Origin of the sequence: Corynebacterium sp. HMSC06D04, from assembly GCF_001807315.1 — a bacterium.
Taxonomy (GTDB): domain Bacteria; phylum Actinomycetota; class Actinomycetes; order Mycobacteriales; family Mycobacteriaceae; genus Corynebacterium; species Corynebacterium simulans.
The window spans coordinates 110189-127088 of sequence record NZ_KV788529.1 but is presented as its reverse complement, the minus strand read 5'-3'; the positions used below and the strand labels follow the sequence as shown (position 1 = coordinate 127088).

At 61.0% G+C, this 16900-nt stretch carries 15 protein-coding genes and 4 tRNA genes; 3 read left to right on the top strand and 16 right to left on the bottom strand.

Annotation, left to right across the window (positions count from 1 at the left end; genetic code table 11):
- Window positions 1-4: 4 nt before the first annotated feature.
- Together HMPREF3155_RS02970 and HMPREF3155_RS02965 are read left to right on the top strand one after the other, a co-directional pair.
- Window positions 5-799: a siderophore-interacting protein gene (locus tag HMPREF3155_RS02970; RefSeq protein ID WP_062042334.1), complete on the top strand. Its 795-nt coding sequence runs from the start codon at window positions 5-7 to the stop codon at window positions 797-799.
- Between the two features lie 72 nt (window positions 800-871).
- Window positions 872-1915 (top strand): cryptochrome/photolyase family protein, encoded by a 1044-nt coding sequence (locus HMPREF3155_RS02965; protein WP_083281228.1) that lies wholly within the window; start codon window positions 872-874, stop codon window positions 1913-1915.
- A gap of 377 nt (window positions 1916-2292) precedes the next feature.
- On the opposite strand, the gene rplA is transcribed toward HMPREF3155_RS02965, so the two are convergent.
- The 9 genes from rplA to HMPREF3155_RS02920 form a co-directional block, all read right to left on the bottom strand.
- Window positions 2293-2997: a 50S ribosomal protein L1 gene (rplA, locus tag HMPREF3155_RS02960; protein WP_061920443.1), complete on the bottom strand. Its 705-nt coding sequence runs from the start codon at window positions 2995-2997 to the stop codon at window positions 2293-2295.
- A gap of 103 nt (window positions 2998-3100) precedes the next feature.
- Window positions 3101-3544, bottom strand: a complete 444-nt coding sequence (gene rplK, locus HMPREF3155_RS02955; protein ID WP_061920442.1) for a 50S ribosomal protein L11 — start codon at window positions 3542-3544, stop codon at window positions 3101-3103.
- 210 nt (window positions 3545-3754) lie between these two features.
- Window positions 3755-4606 carry a transcription termination/antitermination protein NusG gene (nusG, locus tag HMPREF3155_RS02950; RefSeq protein WP_061920441.1) on the bottom strand — a complete coding sequence of 284 codons (852 nt, stop codon included), beginning with the start codon at window positions 4604-4606 and terminating at the stop codon, window positions 3755-3757.
- Window positions 4607-4801: 195 nt separating this feature from the next.
- On the bottom strand, window positions 4802-5134 hold the full coding sequence (gene secE / locus HMPREF3155_RS02945) for a preprotein translocase subunit SecE (protein WP_062035935.1): 333 nt from the start codon (window positions 5132-5134) through the stop codon (window positions 4802-4804).
- A gap of 25 nt (window positions 5135-5159) precedes the next feature.
- Window positions 5160-5235 (bottom strand) — tRNA-Trp (locus HMPREF3155_RS02940).
- 129 nt (window positions 5236-5364) lie between these two features.
- A tRNA-Met gene (locus HMPREF3155_RS02935) sits at window positions 5365-5436 on the bottom strand.
- A gap of 30 nt (window positions 5437-5466) precedes the next feature.
- Window positions 5467-5542: transfer RNA gene (locus HMPREF3155_RS02930), tRNA-Thr, on the bottom strand.
- A 251-nt stretch (window positions 5543-5793) separates the two neighbouring features.
- Window positions 5794-5875 (bottom strand) — tRNA-Tyr (locus tag HMPREF3155_RS02925).
- A gap of 86 nt (window positions 5876-5961) precedes the next feature.
- The gene (locus tag HMPREF3155_RS02920) at window positions 5962-6966 is read right to left on the bottom strand and encodes a polyprenyl synthetase family protein (protein WP_070432535.1); all 1005 of its coding nucleotides are present in this window, start codon (window positions 6964-6966) and stop codon (window positions 5962-5964) included.
- Between the two features lie 99 nt (window positions 6967-7065).
- Between HMPREF3155_RS02920 and HMPREF3155_RS02915 the strand changes: the two genes are divergently transcribed.
- Window positions 7066-8325 (top strand): geranylgeranyl reductase family protein, encoded by a 1260-nt coding sequence (locus tag HMPREF3155_RS02915; protein WP_070432534.1) that lies wholly within the window; start codon window positions 7066-7068, stop codon window positions 8323-8325.
- A 103-nt stretch (window positions 8326-8428) separates the two neighbouring features.
- On the opposite strand, the gene HMPREF3155_RS02910 is transcribed toward HMPREF3155_RS02915, so the two are convergent.
- From HMPREF3155_RS02910 to HMPREF3155_RS02880, 7 genes are all read right to left on the bottom strand, one after another.
- On the bottom strand, window positions 8429-9121 hold the full coding sequence (locus HMPREF3155_RS02910; RefSeq protein WP_061920436.1) for a demethylmenaquinone methyltransferase: 693 nt from the start codon (window positions 9119-9121) through the stop codon (window positions 8429-8431).
- An 11-nt stretch (window positions 9122-9132) separates the two neighbouring features.
- Complete coding sequence (locus HMPREF3155_RS02905; protein ID WP_061920433.1) at window positions 9133-10329, bottom strand: glycosyltransferase family 4 protein; 1197 nt, start codon at window positions 10327-10329, stop codon at window positions 9133-9135.
- Between the two features lie 23 nt (window positions 10330-10352).
- Window positions 10353-10847 carry a DUF3592 domain-containing protein gene (locus tag HMPREF3155_RS02900; RefSeq protein ID WP_371326265.1) on the bottom strand — a complete coding sequence of 165 codons (495 nt, stop codon included), beginning with the start codon at window positions 10845-10847 and terminating at the stop codon, window positions 10353-10355.
- A gap of 45 nt (window positions 10848-10892) precedes the next feature.
- Entirely contained in the window at window positions 10893-12518 is a 1626-nt protein-coding gene (gene menD, locus HMPREF3155_RS02895; protein ID WP_070432533.1) for a 2-succinyl-5-enolpyruvyl-6-hydroxy-3-cyclohexene-1-carboxylic-acid synthase, read from the bottom strand.
- 33 nt (window positions 12519-12551) lie between these two features.
- Complete coding sequence (locus tag HMPREF3155_RS02890; RefSeq protein ID WP_062035946.1) at window positions 12552-13229, bottom strand: hypothetical protein; 678 nt, start codon at window positions 13227-13229, stop codon at window positions 12552-12554.
- A gap of 60 nt (window positions 13230-13289) precedes the next feature.
- On the bottom strand, window positions 13290-15710 hold the full coding sequence (locus HMPREF3155_RS02885) for an excinuclease ABC subunit UvrA (protein WP_371326200.1): 2421 nt from the start codon (window positions 15708-15710) through the stop codon (window positions 13290-13292).
- Window positions 15711-15865: 155 nt separating this feature from the next.
- Window positions 15866-16885 carry an o-succinylbenzoate synthase gene (locus HMPREF3155_RS02880; protein ID WP_061920425.1) on the bottom strand — a complete coding sequence of 340 codons (1020 nt, stop codon included), beginning with the start codon at window positions 16883-16885 and terminating at the stop codon, window positions 15866-15868.
- Window positions 16886-16900: the final 15 nt, after the last annotated feature.

Sequence of the window (16900 nt, the reverse complement as noted above, 5' to 3'; positions counted from 1 at the left end):
TCCCTTGACGAATCACCGCTTATTGCCCGTTACCCTCACCGGGAACACCCGCCTCAAGCCGCGGCTGCACCGTTTAACTTTTCACTCGCCGGCTTTTAGTGACTACCCCCTAGCCGGGCCTGACGAGTATTTTGGGCTCCTCATGCCCCAAGACGGGCAGAAGTTCTCCCCTCTCCCAGTCGAAGATGCCAATGTTCGTGCTGCCGTCAACGGATTGCCCGACGGCATACGCCCAGCATTGCGCTGGTACACAATTCGCAAGCTCAACCAAGAAGCGTGCACCATCGATGTCGACGTTGTGACCCATGGCGATAATGGCCCGGGCTCACGCTGGATCCTCAATGCCCACCCCGGGGATACCGCCGGAATATATACCGGGCAAGTGCGGTGGCAAGCGCCTAAGAAGTCACAACTATTGCTCGCAGATGCCTCTGCCCTTCCGGCGCTGTGGCACATCCTCGAGCACTACGAAGCCTTGTCACCGGAAACCTTGGGTGCAGTCGACGTCGTTGCCATGATCGCAGACGACGCTGAAGTTGAAGACGGCTTTGAGGAAACGTGGCGCGACAAGGTTCGCTCACTCGCCATGATCACCGCCCCGCACGAGGAACACAGCACGCGCGCTAGCCAGCTTCTTGGATCCCGATTCTCCGCGGATACAGCGCCGGATTCGGTGTGGGTGTCAGGCGAAGGAGACCTGGCCAAAGCAGTGCGCTCGATAGCCGTGCATGACTGGGGTGTACCGCGCGAAGACGTTATCTGGTCCGTGTACTGGATGAAAGGCAAGCCGCGGCCTTAATTCCTTCGCACGCATCTACGCTACATGGCAATCTCTCTGCCCGCTCACCGTGCATCCGTATGCTGGGATACCATGACCACCCTTGTTTGGTTTCGCGATGACCTGCACCTTTGCGATAACCCCGCACTCACCTGGGCTGCTTCCCGGGGCGAGGTTGTTGCCTGCGTCCTCGACGAGCCTGCCTATCCAGGCTCGCGCCCGCTCGGAAGTGCGGCGGCGTGGTGGCGCGAGCGCTCCCTGGCACAATTGCGCACCCGTCTCGCCGAGCATGACATTCCACTGTTGCGCCTAGACGCTGATGCCCGCACGGCCATTCCCCGCCTTGCCCACCAGATTGGCCCAGATGCGGTGCTCTGGAACCGCCGCTATCACGTGCGGGATGTCGACGCAGCAGTAAAAGAGTCCCTCACCTCGTCCGGCATCGCTACTCACTCCTTTGCCGGCCACCTCCTCGTTGAGCCCACCGCCATCAAGCCTTATAAAGGCTACACTCCCTTCGCCCGCGCAGCACGCCAGCACCTTGATGACCATCCTCTCGGAGATCCCGTGCCCACCCCTGCGCTTAGTGGCCCAGGCGCGCAGGCCTTTGCCGAGCTTTCCGAGCCCTTCCCCGATGAAGCCCCGCTCCCTTGGCAACAGCGTCTCGCGGACTACTGGGACCCCGGCGGAATCGACACCTCCGGAAAGGACCCGCGCCCGCATCCCCTGCCGGAACTAGAAGCCTGGCGCACGGGCGAGACCGGCATTCCGCTTGTCGACGCCGGAATGCGCGAGCTCTGGCACACCGGCTACATGCATAACCGCGTGCGCATGGTGGTGGGCTCCTTTTTGACGAAGAACCTCGGCATCCACTGGCGCCACGGCGAAGAGTGGTTCTGGGACACGCTTGTCGACGCCGATCCTGCTTCCAATCCCTTCAATTGGCAATGGGTCGCTGGCTGCGGCGATGACGCCTCGCCGTTCTTCCGCATCTTCAACCCGCAGCTGCAAGCCAGCAAGTTCGATCCCGACGGCACCTACGTGCGCCAGTGGGCACCACCGCTTAGCCCACCGCCCATCGTGGACCTCAAGCAGTCGCGGCAAGCCGCCTTGGACGCATACCAGGAAATCTGCTAGGCCCGCCGCGTGTTCTAACACGGTCATGCAAGACGGCCGGCGAGGCAACAGGAAAACATCGAGGGCCCCAGCCTTACGGCCGGGGCCCTCGATGTCTCTCTATACGCTTTGGATATCGCTGCGGGGTCTCAAGCCGCTGCGCCCTGCAAAGCTCAGGGTGTTCTCTCTATCTCTCATGCGCCTCTCTCAAACGCACAACATAAGTATGGGGCATGGAACTTGCGAGACAATGAATTCAACCTGCAAGTCCCCTGTGCGTTCCTGCCAATTTCCTGAAATTTAGAAAACGGCAAGAAGGCAAAAGAATGCCCCAACCGCGACGCGGTCGGGGCGAACCATCAGCGGCGCTTAAAGCGAACCACTAACAGAAGCAGAAATTACTCTGCGTAGTTCTTCTGAACAGAAGCGTCAACCGGGATGCCAGGACCGGAGGTCGTGGAGATGGTTACCTTCTTGACGTACTGGCCCTTAGCGGAGGATGGCTTCAGACGCAGGATCTCGTCGTAGAGAGCGCCGTAGTTCTCAGCCAGCTTCTCAGCGTCGAAGGAAGCCTTGCCCAGGATTGCGTGCAGGTTGGAAGCCTTGTCAACACGGAAGGAGATCTTGCCGCCCTTGACGTCGGAGATAGCCTTCGCAACGTCAGCGGTGACGGTGCCGGTCTTCGGGTTCGGCATCAGACCACGTGGGCCGAGGACACGTGCAACGCGGCCGACCTTAGCCATCTGGTCCGGGGTAGCGATTGCAACGTCGAAGTCGATGTTGCCCTCGTTGATAGCGGAGATCAGCTCGTCGGTGCCGACGATGTCAGCGCCTGCAGCCTTAGCTGCCTCAGCCTTCTCGCCCTCTGCGAAGACAGCTACGCGAACGTCCTTACCGGTGCCGTTAGGCAGGGAAACGGTGCCGCGAACCAGCTGGTCAGCCTTGCGTGGGTCAACGCCCAGGCGGAAGACGACGTCGACAGTAGCGTCGAAGTTCTTGGAGGAGGTCTCCTTAGCGAGCTTTGCAGCCTCGAGCGGAGAGTACTGACGGGACTTGTCGACGAGCTCAGCAGCCGCCTTGTAAGCCTTAGAGTTGGTGCTCATTTAAGCAATTCCTTTTCTTGGATTGGTGTGGTCTTGGCGGGCCGTAGCTGGCCCTACCACGAACGACCACACGAGATGGCCGCTCATTTTTTGATGAAGTTGTTTACTTGGCTGGGATGCCGTCGACGGTGATGCCCATGGAACGAGCAGTGCCGGCGATGATGCGAGCACCGTTCTCGATGTCGCGAGCGTTCAGATCCTCGAACTTGGTCTGTGCAATCTCCTTGCACTGATCCCAGGTCACGGAACCGACCTTGTCGGTGTGAGGAACGCCGGAGCCCTTCTTGATGCCAGCGGCCTTCAACAGCAGCTTCGCTGCCGGCGGGGTCTTCAGCTTGAAATCGAAGGAGCGATCCTCGTAGACGGTGATCTCAACAGGCACAACGTTGCCGCGCTGGGACTCAGTCGCAGCGTTGTAAGCCTTGCAGAACTCCATGATGTTGACGCCGTGGGCACCCAGTGCCGGACCAACCGGCGGAGCTGGGTTAGCAGCGCCAGCCTCAATCTGCAGCTTGATGAAACCAGAAACCTTCTTCTTCGGAGCCATCGAATTACCTCTTTCCTGTGTTACCGGTGCGCTGCCACGATGAATAACAACGCCCCGTCCGGATGCTCACCTCAAGTGGGCCACCGGGGGGAGAAACGTTTAGTTGTCTGTGCACGCAAAAAGGCGCACGGCGTTTCATCCTAGAACACCGTGCGCCCTGCTACCAAATCGCGTAGTCTGCCATTTTCCCAGGCTACGCGCCAAGTGGTTTTAGGAGACGCGCTCGATTTCGGTCGGGGAAAGCTCGACTGGAGTCTCGCGGCCGAAGATGGAAACCAGACCCTGCATCTTACCGGTCTCTGGGTCGATCTCGGAGATGGTTGCGGAAACGGATGCCAGCGGGCCGGAGAGGATTGTAACTGCCTCGCCGACCTCGAAGTCGTGCGCGTAAGCCTTCGCAGCAGCCTTCTCCGGCATTGCGACGACCTGCTCGCCGTCTTGGTCGCCAGCGTTTTGCTTGGACTCCGATGCAGCCTCGTTCGGCATGAGGAACTTGGCGACGTCGCGGATCTTAACCGGGGTCGCATTGCCCTCGTTGCCCACGAAGGAGGTCACGCCAGGGGTTTCGCGAACGACGGACCAGGCGGCGTCGTTAAGCTCCATGCGGACCAGGACGTAGCCCGGCAGCAGCTTGCGCTTGACGATCTTCTTCTTGCCGTCCTTGTTTTCCAGAATCTGCTCGACCGGAACGACAACCTCGAAGATGGAATCCTCGACCTCAAGGGTCTGGGCGCGCATGTCAAGGTTGGTCTTCACCTTGTTCTCGTAGCCGGAGTAGCACTGGATGATGTACCACTGGCCCGGCTGCTTCTTCAGCTCGCGGGTGAACTGACGCAGGCGACGGCGGTAGTCATCGTCCTCGGATCCCTCAGCTTCAGCGGCGCTTGCAGCCTCTGCGTCTGCAGCGTTAGATGTGCCTTCAGCGGCTTCTGCACCTTCTGCGGCAGGTGCGTCTGCAGACTCGGAATCAGCCACAGCTTCGGCTGCCTGGTCCTGTACGTTGCCGATGAGGGCCGCTTCGAGGGAGGTTTCTGGCGTTTCGACGTTGTTCTCGTCGCTCATGGTCTTTTACTCCATCCGTTCGCGCGCGAGCTTTAAAGAAGCAGGCGCTTCAAGAATTTTCTGCGCCCTAGCCTACCTGCGTTGCGGCCCCTAAACGAACGCCGCCCCGCCAAGCCACTAGGGCAAAAAGTATCCCGCCGTTTCCCTCGCCTCGCGAGTGAAATCAGCGGGATAAAAGCTTGTATTAAAAGACTACTAAGGAGTCAGAATCTTCTCAACTCCCAGACCGGACAGGGTGTCAACTCCCCAGACAAGGGCAGTCAGGACGATGAGGAAGGCGAAGGTAATAACGGTGTACTGAACCATTTCCTTTGCGGTTGGCCAGACGACCTTCTTCATTTCGGAAGCAACCTCGCTTGGGAAAGCGGCTACACCGCCGCCGACGGTTGCATCATCTTTTTTGTCCTCTACGCGTACAACTCGCTTGTCGGTGTACGCCTGCGATGAGGTGGTAGCTGCACCGGAGAGCTGGCGCTTACCGGTGGGGCGTGAAGCGCCTGACTTAATCGGCTGCTGTTCATCGCTCACAGCTGGTTCCTCCTTGGAAAAGTTTTGGCAGGGGCGACAGGACTCGAACCTGCAACCTACGGTTTTGGAGACCGTTGCGCTACCAATTGCGCCACGCCCCTATGCATGTAACTGTCAAAGACAGCATGCACAACCCTACCAGAACTGCGATTTACTTCTAAACCGCCAGCCCTTGGGCCGGAGTCGGTAGTAAAAAAGCGCCCGCGTTGTGGGGCACTTTCCTTTCCCGGTAGCGATGGCGAGAATTGAACTCGCGACACAGCGATTATGAGTCGCTTGCTCTACCACTGAGCTACACCGCCATAATCATGTGCACTAGATGCAGACATGATTGGAGCCCCCTGACAGAATCGAACTGTCGACCTTTTCCTTACCATGGAAACGCTCTGCCGACTGAGCTAAGGGGGCACAGCCTCGTTGAGTAACGAACTTTTTGTTCGCTGTGCTCTCGTTGAAGCCTTGAAAAGATTAACCCGATTTAGTCTAATTACACAAATCGCCAGTTCACTCTGCGTTTTTGAGCTCTTTCAAACGCACGTTTTCGCACACCTTTAGCCCAAGGGGCAGAGTGAGGCGAGCTTGAAGAACACGACCGCTAGATTTCACCCACGACGCGAAAACGAAGAAACCCCGTGGTCGAAACCACGGGGTTTAGATTGTGCCAGGTAGAAGATTCGAACTTCTGAAGGCAATGCCGGCGGATTTACAGTCCGCTCCCTTTGGCCGCTCGGGCAACCTGGCTTGCACTCGAGGTGCGATTAGGTACTTTACTACGAAGTGCCCACCGGCATGCAAATCGGCAGGACACAAGTCCTTTTAGTGCCTGCTTAGCCAACCCGACGAACCGTGTAATCCGCCAACTGGCGCAGCGCCTCGCTAGCTGCACACTCCGGAAGCACCGAAAGCTGCTCCTCCACAACACGCAGGTAGCCGTGCACATCGTTCATAGCCTTCTCGCGGCCGCCCGAGCGACGCAGAAGGTCGATGGCGTGGTCAACAGACGCGTCGTCGGCAAGCGGGCCTGTCAAAAGCGCACGCAGTTCGTCGCCCACTGGGCCTTCCTCCTCCAGGGCGTAGAGGACCGGCAGGGTAAACACACCCTCGCGGAGATCGGTGCCCGGGGTCTTACCGGATTCTTTCGGGTCGGAGAAAATGTCAATGATGTCGTCGACAATCTGGAAAATCATGCCGATTGCGCCGCCAATCTGACGCAACGCAGCGGCCTGTTCAGGGGTAGCGCCGGAATGATAAGCGCCCAGGTAACCAGCAGACGCGATGAGCACGGCCGTTTTCTCACGGATAACTGCCATGTAGTGATCCACCGCATTAGCCTCGCCCGCGCCGATGGTCTCACGCATCTGGCCGGTGACCAGCTCCTCGAAAGTCTCCGCGAAGTGGCCAACCGTGTGGGTATCAAGCTGGGACATCAGGCGGGAAGCATGCGCCAAGAGGGCGTCGCCAGCCAAAATTGCCACGGAGTTGGTCCAGCGGAAATTGGCGGACTCGACGCCGCGGCGACGCTCAGCCTCATCCATCACATCATCGTGATAGAGCGTTGCGACGTGCACCATTTCAACCACCGTGGCGGCTTTAATGACCTCAGCAGAAGCTGGGCGCTGGCCAAACTCGGAGGCGAGCAAAGCCATCATTGGACGAAAACGCTTTCCGCCTGCACTCGAAAGGTGGCTGACCTTCTCTTTTACGAAGTCCTGCCCACGATCAATTTCATGGTGCAGCAATTCCTCAACGGCAGCCATTCCAGCGCCAATGCGCTCGCTTAGCTGCGGGTCACCCAAGTCCACATGAGTGGCATGAGTCTGGCCGTGAGACATTAACAGCGTTCCTTTAACTCAAAAATGGCAGTGATAATCAGCTACTTACCGTAGTCCATACCACGGCCCTAAACACACTCAAGGTGGCCAACGCGTGCAATGATAGTGCCCATGTCGCAGCAGATCGGTAACCCAGAACTTGTAGACGTAGCCATCATCGGCGCAGGGCCGGCAGGTTCCGCCGCCGCCATTCACGCAGCTAAAGCGGGCTACGAAACGCTGCTTATCGACGCCGCTTCTTTCCCCCGGGACAAAACCTGCGGGGACGGGCTCACCCCGCGCGCGATGCATCAGCTGAATCTATTGGGGCTGGACGTTAATGCGCAATATCGCAATAAGGGCTTGAAGCTACACGGTTATGGCGGCTCGGTAACCGCGCCGTGGCCTTCCAGCTACCCTACTTCGGTGGGCACGGCTTTGCCGCGCCACGAGTTCGACAATCTCGTCTTTGCGGCCGCACAGGCTGCAGGTGCAAAGACGTGGACCGGCACGCCTGCGACCGCCCCAGTGGTGGAAAACGGGTCTCTCACCAGCTTCCGCGTTGGTGAGCGCGAAGTGCGTTCCAAGTGGGTGATCGTGGCCGACGGCGTGCGCTCGACTTTTGGCAAGCAGCTAGGACGCGCTTGGCACCAAGACGAGGTCTATGGCATCGCTGCGCGCAGTTATGCGACTTCCACGCACGCAGCGGAGCCGTGGATGCACTCGCATGTGGAGCTGAAGTCGGAGACCGGCGAGGTGCAACCGGGCTATGGCTGGATTTTTCCGCTGGGTGCGGAAATCGGTGAGGTCAACATCGGACTTGGCGCGCTTTCAACGGCGCAGCGTCCGGCCCGTATCAACACCAAGAAGCTGCTTTCTCACTACGCGCAGCAGCAGCGCGCGGACTGGGGCTTAGGCGAAATCACCCGCGTAGCCTCAGCTCTGCTGCCTATGGGCGGTGCGGTCTCAAACGTGGCCGGTGCCAACTGGATGCTCATTGGTGACGCCGCGGCTTGCGTGAACCCGCTCAATGGCGAGGGCATCGACTATGGTTTGGAGACCGCAAAGCTTGCAGTCGAGTTGTTGGGCACCAAGGACTTCACACTGGCCTGGCCAGATCTGTTGCAGACGCAGTACGGCGAGGCTTTCGTCTTGGCGCGCACGGCCGCGCGCTTACTGACTTACCCACAGTTCCTGCCTTTCGCGGGCCCAGTTGCGCTGCGCGGGCCGGTCGGCCGGATGCTGATGCCGGCGGCAGCCCGGCTCATGGGCAACTTGGTCACAGAAGAAGACCGCGACCTCATCGCTCGCGCGTGGCGCCTGGCTGGCCGCGGCGTAGCGGCGGCGCGGCGCAATACGCCGCTGTGGAACTCGCTCTAAGCCCGCGTGCCTTTCCAGATGGTCCCTTTTGCGGGGAGCCTGGCCAAAGCTCGGCAGAGGGCTCGGTGAGTGCTCAGCAGGGCCGGAGCCAGCGTTGCTGGGCCTAGCGCAACGGCTTCGTCGCCGAGTGCAGCGCCACGATGCCGAGCGTCATGTTCTTCCAGCCCGCGCCTTCCCACCCATTGCGGTTGATGGCTGCGGCAAGTTCCTCTTGGTCGGGCCAGGCGCGAATCGAGTCAGCGAGATAGACATAAGCCTCCGGGTTCGACGAAACTAGCTTCGCAATCGGCGGCAGCAGGCGGGTTAAGTATTCCTTGTAGACCGTGCCGAAGACCGGGATGATGGGCTTGGAAAACTCTGCCACTGCAATACGGCCGCCCGGTTTGGTTACGCGAGCCATCTCACGCAGCCCCAGCTCGAAATCGTGGATATTGCGCAGGCCATAAGAGATTGTTACGGCGTCGAAGGTCTCGTCTGCGAAGGGCAACTGCATGCCGTCGCCGGCAACCTTCGGCACATCGCGCTGTGCACCGGCGGCCAGCATGCCGCGGGAGAAGTCGCAGGCCACACACCACGCGCCGGACTTGGCGAGCTCCTCAGTCGACACAGCCGTGCCCGCCGCCAAGTCGAGGACTTTCTCCCCCGGCCGCAAGTCCAAGCGTTCACGGGTGCGCTTACGCCAGGTCTTATCCTGGCCAAAGGACAGCACCGTATTAGTGATGTCATACTTGGCACCGACGGCGTCGAACATGCGCGCAACGTCGAAGGGCTTCTTATCGAGATCTGCCTTTGACATAAGTAGCTAGTTTAGGCCACGCGTGCACCAAGGGCACGCGCCGCCCACCGCGGCAGCTCAGGGCGCTGACCCAGGATGGTCAACGGCACGCGGCGAGTATCTTCCAAGACCTCCTCGTAGTAGCCCAGAAGCTGCTCGCACAGCGCCTTCCACGTCTTGGAAGAAATCGACTCGCGGGCATTCGCACGCAACTCCTCGTGGATTTCTGGGTTCAGCAGCGCATCGACGGCGTTGGGGAGATCCTCGACGAAGGTCGCGACTTCGAGAAGCAGCCCGTTGTAGCCCTCCTGAATGAGATCCACTGGGCCTCCGGCGCGCGGCCCAATCGTGGGGACGCCGGAAGCCTGCGCCTCCTGAATGGCCTGGCAGAAGGTTTCGAATTCGCCCGCGTGAACGAAGACGTCGAGAGAGGCATAAGCTTGGGCCAATTCGTCGCCGCCGAGCGCGCCCGTGAAGTAAGCGTTGGGCAGCTGTGCCTCCAACAGTGGACGCTCTGGGCCGTCGCCAACGATGACCAGCTGAATATCGGAGCGATCATTCAGCGCAGCCAGACGGTGCACGCCCTTTTCTGCAGCAAGACGGCCAACGAAACCCACGACCTTCTTGCCGTCTGCACCCCACTGCTTGCGCAACTGCGCGGAGCGCTTAGACGGGTGGAAACGCTCCGCATCCACACCGCGGCCCCAGTGGCGCACATTTTTGATGTTGTGATCTTCCAAATCGCGGATGGTCAACGAGGAAGGCGCGAGCGTCATCTGGCAGGCGTTGTGGATGGTGCGCAGCCACTCCCAGGTGGCATAAGCCAGCGCGGAAGCGTGGTACTTGGTAGCGAAACCGGCGACGTCAGTTTGGTAGAGCGCCACCGACGGAATGCGTTGCTGACGGGCGGAGAAGGCCCCGGCCGCACCCAGAACAAAGGGGCTGGCCAGGTGGATGATGTCGGGCTTGAACTGCCGCAGTGCCTCGTCCACGGCGGTGGTTGGTACGCCGACAGGCAGCGAATCAATCAACGGGATGCGCACGGTGGGAACCCGCACGATGGGAAAGCCTAGGTAATCCGCGATTTCCTCCTGCCCCTCGCGCGCACCGGGGGCAATGACAAGGGCCTCGTGCCCGGTTTCTGCCAGGTGCTCAAGCACACGCAGCACGGAGTTGGTCACTCCATTGACGTTGGGAAGGAAGGACTCTGCCACAATCGCAACACGCATGGGTTCAATAATCCCCTATTTGCCTAGGATTCCGGTGAAGCCTGCGGAAAATTTTGGTTAACACTTTCATTTGCTTGGCGACGCCGCTCCGCCGCCCGCGTGCTCAATCCCACCGTCCACCATGCCGCCGCGGCAATCAGGCTGGCCACGACCATCGAGGAAAGCGCCGGGAGGATAGACAGCGTCCATTCGCGGCCCTCGACTTTTACTAGGTCAGGGTCACTTTGCGAGTAGAGCACCCAGACCTGCTGGCCCTCCCCCAGCCCGGTGGGATAAAGCAGGCCGGATTGCGGGGAATGGTAGATGCCTTCGGAGTCCTGGAAATCGACGTAGGTTCTTGTGATTCCTACGTCCGTGACCGTCGCCAACGCGCGGCCCGGATTGGACTCGATGGAGCGATCGTTTAAGAAAGCCCCCACCATCATCCCCAGCATCGCGACAATCGACGCCGCGTACAACGCAATGATGAGCTGATGCAGGCGCCGGCGATACACGACAGGCGTGTAGCGCGGGGCCACTGCCGCCTTCGGCGCCTTGGGCGGCCGCGCCGGAAATGCGCCCACCTACTGGCCGACCTTTGCAGTCAGCTCCGCCTGCAGCTGGCGGCGGGTTTCGCGGGTGGTGTGTGCTTCGACGATGGTGACTCCGGTGGAGTATTCCTTCAGCTCGGCGAGTGTATCGAGAAGCTTCTGTGGAGTATTCGCCGCGCGGTACTCGGCGCCGAAGGCTTCCGCCACCTGTTCCAGTTTCATTCCGTGCGGGGTGCCGAAGGCCTTCTCGAAGGAGGGACGGAACGGCTCTGCGCCCTGTTCCAGAAGCTCGAAGATGCCGCAGCCGTCATCATTGGCCACCACGATAGTGAGATTTTCCGGGCGGGCCTCGTCTTCTGGAACAAGAAGTGAGGTGGCGTCGTGGAGGAAGGTGACATCGCCAAGCAATGCGATAACGCGCGGGGCGCGCCATGCATCAGCTTCGCGGGATTGGGTGGCCAGCGCGATGCCCATGGCCTGTGCGATGGTGCCGTCGATGCCGGCGGCGCCGCGGGGTGAGAAGGTATCCACGCCGTCGAAAGGCAGGCCTACCAGCGAGGCATCGCGGACCGGGTTCGAGGCGCCTAGGACCAAGATGTCTTCGACGGAGAGGGTATCCCCCACCGCGGCGGCGACGTGCAGGCCGGTGAAACCAAGCTCCTTGTTCTCAAGGACCTCGCGCACCCCGGAGGAAGCCATCTCAGCGGCGCCCTCGCAGATCTTCAGCCACTCGCGGCTCGGCTCGCCGGTGGTCTTGACCGTGGTACCCAAAGTGGCTTGCTCGCCACGCGGATTGGTGAAATCGGCGCTGCGGGAAAGAACGATGAGCTCGATGTCTGGGTCGTTGATAAGCGCCATGACGCCGCGGTGCAGCGTAGGATGGCCCACCACGATGACCTGCTCGACCTTGGTGTTAACCACGTAATCGTTAGCCGAGACCTGCGCGCGGCGGAAGATATGAGCCGCCGCTGGGTGCACCGGGTGGAATGGTGCCGGCGCGGTGGGCTCGGCGATGGTCGGGACGTCCTCGAGGCCTTGGACCTCCCAAGCTTCGTCGCCGGCGATAACGAGCGTGTTCTTGCTCAAGTCAACCTCGACCTCGCCGTGGTTGACAGGTCGCGGCGTAGGTGCCTTGCGGGAGGTGTGATCAGAAGGCTTTTCCGGCAGTGACTCGTGGAGAAGTGGAACGTCAAAGGCAACGTTGATGTGCACCTGCAGGTCACTAGTAAAACGCTGCGCAACCTGCGGAATGTCTGCTTCCTCAGCCACCTGGGTGGTCGCAGCGTAGACGCCGAAAATGCCCTGCTGCTGAATGGTCTGAGAAGCGCCCGTGCCCACCAAGCGTGCGGGACGATCAGCGCTGATGACAGCCAGCGGGGTATGCGAGTGGGCTGCCTCCACCATCGCTGGTAATGCGTTAGCCACGGCGGTGCCAGACGTCATCACAACGCCAACGTGGCGGCGCTGCACGCGCGCCATGCCCAGGGCGGTAAAGGCCGCGGAGCGCTCATCCAAACGAGTGTGAACGCGGATATCCTCGCGAGCCAGCAGCGCCAAAGAAAGCGGCGCGTTGCGGGAGCCTGGGCAGATAATGACGTCAGACAGGTGGCGCGCCAATTGCGCAGCCACCGCCTCCGCCAGCTTCATGGAGTCAGTCATGGTGCTCCATAGTACTAGCTGGCGTTTAGGGGCTTAAGCTCCCTGGGAGTTGCCGTTACCGTTGCCATTCCCATTGCCGTTTCCGCCGCCCAGCAGGTCGTTCAGTAGACTCTCTAGGTCCTCGCCACCCTGATCCAGCTGATCCCGTACGTCTGGCGGAAGCTCGGTTGGCAGCTGGTCGATCGGGTTTTCACTCTGTGGTGCTTCCTCGGTGACCGTTTCAGTAACGGTGGTGGGCTTTTCCTCAGTAACCGTTGCGGTGGAAGTTACCGTCTCCGGCTGGGAATCCGCCTCGGAGCTGGCGTTGCGCCACATGAAAAACAGTGCGCCGGCCGCGATAACTGCCAGGGCCGCAATAGCAGCGAAGACGCTGGTCAACCCAGAACCGCCGCTCTTACGCTTGCGTTCCGGCTCCACCTCATAGCTGGAGGGCACCGGCTCGTAGCCGGATTCATAGCCAGAGTCATAGCCAGAGCCATAGCCGCTAGGCTGACCATATCCGCCGGGGCTTGCTTGAGGCGCCGGAGACTGTTGCGCGCCCTGCCCAGGAAATACCTGACGCGGCCGCTCCTCTGACGCGCCGAATTGACGGGTAGCGTCGTTGCTGCCGAAGCCCGAGTTGGAGCCCGGCCCATACCCAGTCACGCGACCAATCTGCCGGGTTTCATCGTCAGAGTAGCCGCCGGAATTATTTCCAAAGTTATTAGCCATGCTCCTAGAAATACCCTATTTTCCTGTAGAAACACAGGCAGAAACCCGCAAGCCGCCTTATTAACTTGCAGCTGCAGCCAGCGCGCCGCCAGTTGGACTGTCCTGCTTGGCAACCTCGCCTGGCGTGCCGGTAGCCACAATCTTTCCGCCCGCTGCACCGGCACCAGGGCCCAGCTCGATGACTGTATCTGCCTCCGCGATGACCGAGAGATTGTGCTCGACCACGACGACGGTCTGCCCGGCGTCGACAAGCTTGTGCAGCTCCGCATTCAGCAAGGCGATGTCCGCTGGGTGCAGACCAGTGGTTGGCTCATCGAGGAGGTAAACCGTGTGCCCGCGGTGGGAATTGCGCGAGCGCTGCAGCTCGGTGGCCAACTTGATGCGCTGGGCCTCACCGCCGGAAAGCTCGGGCGCGCCCTGGCCTAAGCGCAGGTAGCCCAGCCCCACGGCCTGGAGGGTCTCCAGCGCGCGCATGATTGCAGTGACCTGCGCGGAGCCTTCAGCGGCGGCGAATACCTCGTGGGCGTCGTCAACGCTTAACTCTAGGATCTGCGCAATCGTGCGCCCGCCCCACGTCACTTCGAGTGTTTCAGGGTTGTAGCGTTTGCCCTGGCAATCCGGGCATAGCGTGTAAGAACCGGGAAGGAAGACCAACTCAACCTCGATCTGCCCCGCACCGCCGCAGGTAGGGCACTGCCCTTGCTTGACGTTGTAGGAAAAGCGCGAGACCGTCCACTTGCGCTGCTTGGCTTCTAGTGTGTTGGCAAAAAGCTTGCGGACGTGGTCAAAGAGGCCGGTATAGGTCGCGAGCGTCGAGCGCGGCGTGCGGCCAATGGGCTTCTGAGTGATTTGCACCAGGCGGGTGACTTCACCGAGATTTTCTGTGTTTTCGACGCTCCACTGCCGAACCGCGCCGTCGGGTTGTTCCTCGGCGTCGGTCACGGCGGTCGCCTGCTCGCGCAACAGACCTGCAAGAACCGTCGAGACCAACGTGGACTTTCCCGAACCGGAGACACCCGTGACTGCAGTGAAGGCGCCTAATGCAAAGTCCACGTCGAGCCCGCGCAGGTTGCGCGCCTTAATGCCGCGTAAGTGCAGTTGTTTCTCGCTCTTTCGTGGGGTCTCATTCAATGCCAAACGACGCCGCGCCAGCGCCTTACTGGTCGGGGTATCGGCATCATAGTCGGCGACTGGGCCGGAGTACAGTACCTGGCCGCCGCCTTCGCCGGCGTGAGGGCCGACGTCGACAAGCCAGTCAGCTTGTGCGACCAAATCCATGTCGTGCTCAACCAGCAGGACGGTGTTGCCGGCGGCGACGAAGCGGCGGCAGATGTCCATAACGGCTGTGCGCTCCTCTGGGTGCAGGCCAGCGGAGGGCTCGTCCAACACGTAGGTGACGCCGAAGAGCCCCGAGCGCAGCTGCGCGGCGAGGCGGATTCTTTGTAATTCGCCAGCCGAAAGCGTCTCCGTGGGGCGGCCTAGGCTCAGGTGCGCCAGGCCGAGTTCCAGGGCGGAGGTCAAGGCAGGAATAACCTGTTTGAGTAAGAGATCCTCGGCGCTGTTTTCTTCCGGTTTCTGCTTGGCAAGCAACTCGTGGAGCGCATCCAAGGGCAGGTCGTTGAGGGTGTCGATTGGCAGGCCCGCGTAAGTGACCTGCAGCGCGCGCGGATTCAGCCGGCGGCCCTGGCAGGTAGGGCAGGTGTGTGACTCCATGTACTGGAGCGTGCGCTTGCGCAAGCTCTCAGACTGCGTTTCCGCGAGAGTCTTGTTGAGGTAGCTGGCCACCGAGCGCCACGTGCCTTCGTAGTTGCGCTGAATCTGGTCAGCGCCGCGCAGTGGCTTGACGGTGACCACGGGGCGTTCCTCGGTGAAGAGGATCCAGTCTCGGTCTGCGCGCGGGAGCTCGCGCCACGGGGAATCCATGTCATAGCCCAAAGTCATGAGGATGTCATGGAAGTTCTTGCCTGCCCATGCACCGGGCCAGGCGGCGATGGCGCCCTCCTCGATGCTCAAGGACTGGTCCGGAACCATCGACTCCTCGGTCGCCACATGCACCACGCCCGTGCCCTGACACTCCGGACACATCCCCTCGGGCGTATTCGGCGAAAAGGAATCGGAGTACAGGCCTTCTGGGTTATCCCCGGCGCGCGAATAGAGCAGACGCACGGAATTGGAGATGGCGGAAATCGTGCCGGCGGTCGAGCGCGCGCCGCCCGCTGAGGTGGACTGCTCGAGGGCCACTGTGGGTGGAAGGCCTTCAATCTGGCTGACCTGCGGATCCACGGCGGAGCCGATGAGGCGGCGTGCAAAAGGTGCGACGGATTCGAGGTAGCGGCGCTGGCCTTCTCCGTGGATGGTGCCGAAAGCAAGGGAAGACTTACCGGAGCCTGAAACGCCAGTCACGGCGACGACTTTGCCGCGCGGAATATCGACGTCGACGTTGCGCAGGTTATGAAGGTGGGCGTCACGGACGCTAATCATGCCAGTCATGGCCGCCAGCCTACCGCGCGCAAACTCAGACCAACGGTGTACATTTTGCCAATTAGTGGCGGAGATCCTGGCGTTTTCCGGGCGCTAATTGGCAAATTGTGCGGTTTTCCACGCCGCACAAACGCCGTTGCAGATAGAGATAAACCCTAAAGGAACTGCCAACACTCACGCACGCGCGCAAACCACCAATCCCGGCGCTCGGGCGCGGCCGCCAGGCCGGACAAGCGCGCCGGATCCGGTGGGAGCGGGGTGGCGGCAAGGTGCCCATCAATCAGTTGGCGCGGCTCCGTGACGTCTTCGAGGAACAGCGAGCCCGTGGCCAACCCGGCGGCGGCAGGAGTGACGTCGACGTCTTCGTCATCAAGAATCTTCGGCAGCGCCGCGACGGTGGCCAGCCCCATGCCGATTCCCACCGAGGTATCCAAGGCCGAAGCCACCGTAATATCCATGTGGCGGGAACGCAGATGCTTGGCGACGTCGAGCACCCTGCGTACTCCGCCCAAAGGCGCCGGCTTTACCACCGCGACGTCGGCTGCCTGCAGATCAGCCACGCGGTACGGGTCCTCGACCTTGCGGATAGACTCATCTGCCGCAACGCGCACGAAAAGCCCGTTGCGCATCAGCTGGCGACGCACCTCCGCGAGTTCTTCTGCGCTCGCGCAAGGCTGTTCCATATAGTCCAACGGCATCAAAGCCTTGGCTGCCTCGACTGCCTGCTCAACGCTCCAGCCGCCGTTGGCGTCGACGCGAAGGACGGGGACGCGTCCGCGCTCGGTGATGTAGTTGCGTACGGCGGTGACGCGCGCGATGTCGTCGGCAAGCGTCTGGCCCTTCTCTGCAACCTTGATCTTGAAGGTGCGGCAGCCTGGGTAGCACTCCATCACGGCAGGAACCTCGCTGGCAGGCACGGCGGGGATGGTGCCGTTGACCTCGATGAGATCGCGGACTGGTTCCGGGAAGCCTTCATAAGCCGCCTCCAAGCCGGCTGCCAACCAATGTGCCGACTCGGCTGGGCCGTATTCCAGGAAAGGTGAGAACTCGCCCCAGCCTGCAGGACCCTCGATAAGCAATGCTTCGCGGGTTGTTATCCCACGAAACTTCACGGCAAGCGGCAATGAGACAACATGGGCGCGGGATAGGACGTCATCGATATGCATGGCTTTCATGGTAGCGCCCTCAGA

Coding starts and splice junctions, on each gene's coding strand:
- HMPREF3155_RS02965 (WP_083281228.1), top strand. CDS start 872: ATGACCACCCTTGTTTGGTTTCGCGATGACCTGCACCTTTGCGATAAC.
- rplA (WP_061920443.1), bottom strand. CDS start 2,997: ATGAGCACCAACTCTAAGGCTTACAAGGCGGCTGCTGAGCTCGTCGAC.
- rplK (WP_061920442.1), bottom strand. CDS start 3,544: ATGGCTCCGAAGAAGAAGGTTTCTGGTTTCATCAAGCTGCAGATTGAG.
- nusG (WP_061920441.1), bottom strand. CDS start 4,606: ATGAGCGACGAGAACAACGTCGAAACGCCAGAAACCTCCCTCGAAGCG.
- HMPREF3155_RS02920 (WP_070432535.1), bottom strand. CDS start 6,966: ATGTCTCACGGCCAGACTCATGCCACTCATGTGGACTTGGGTGACCCG.
- HMPREF3155_RS02915 (WP_070432534.1), top strand. CDS start 7,066: ATGATAGTGCCCATGTCGCAGCAGATCGGTAACCCAGAACTTGTAGAC.
- HMPREF3155_RS02910 (WP_061920436.1), bottom strand. CDS start 9,121: ATGTCAAAGGCAGATCTCGATAAGAAGCCCTTCGACGTTGCGCGCATG.
- HMPREF3155_RS02905 (WP_061920433.1), bottom strand. CDS start 10,329: ATGCGTGTTGCGATTGTGGCAGAGTCCTTCCTTCCCAACGTCAATGGA.
- menD (WP_070432533.1), bottom strand. CDS start 12,518: ATGACTGACTCCATGAAGCTGGCGGAGGCGGTGGCTGCGCAATTGGCG.
- HMPREF3155_RS02890 (WP_062035946.1), bottom strand. CDS start 13,229: ATGGCTAATAACTTTGGAAATAATTCCGGCGGCTACTCTGACGATGAA.
- HMPREF3155_RS02885 (WP_371326200.1), bottom strand. CDS start 15,710: ATGATTAGCGTCCGTGACGCCCACCTTCATAACCTGCGCAACGTCGAC.
- HMPREF3155_RS02880 (WP_061920425.1), bottom strand. CDS start 16,885: ATGAAAGCCATGCATATCGATGACGTCCTATCCCGCGCCCATGTTGTC.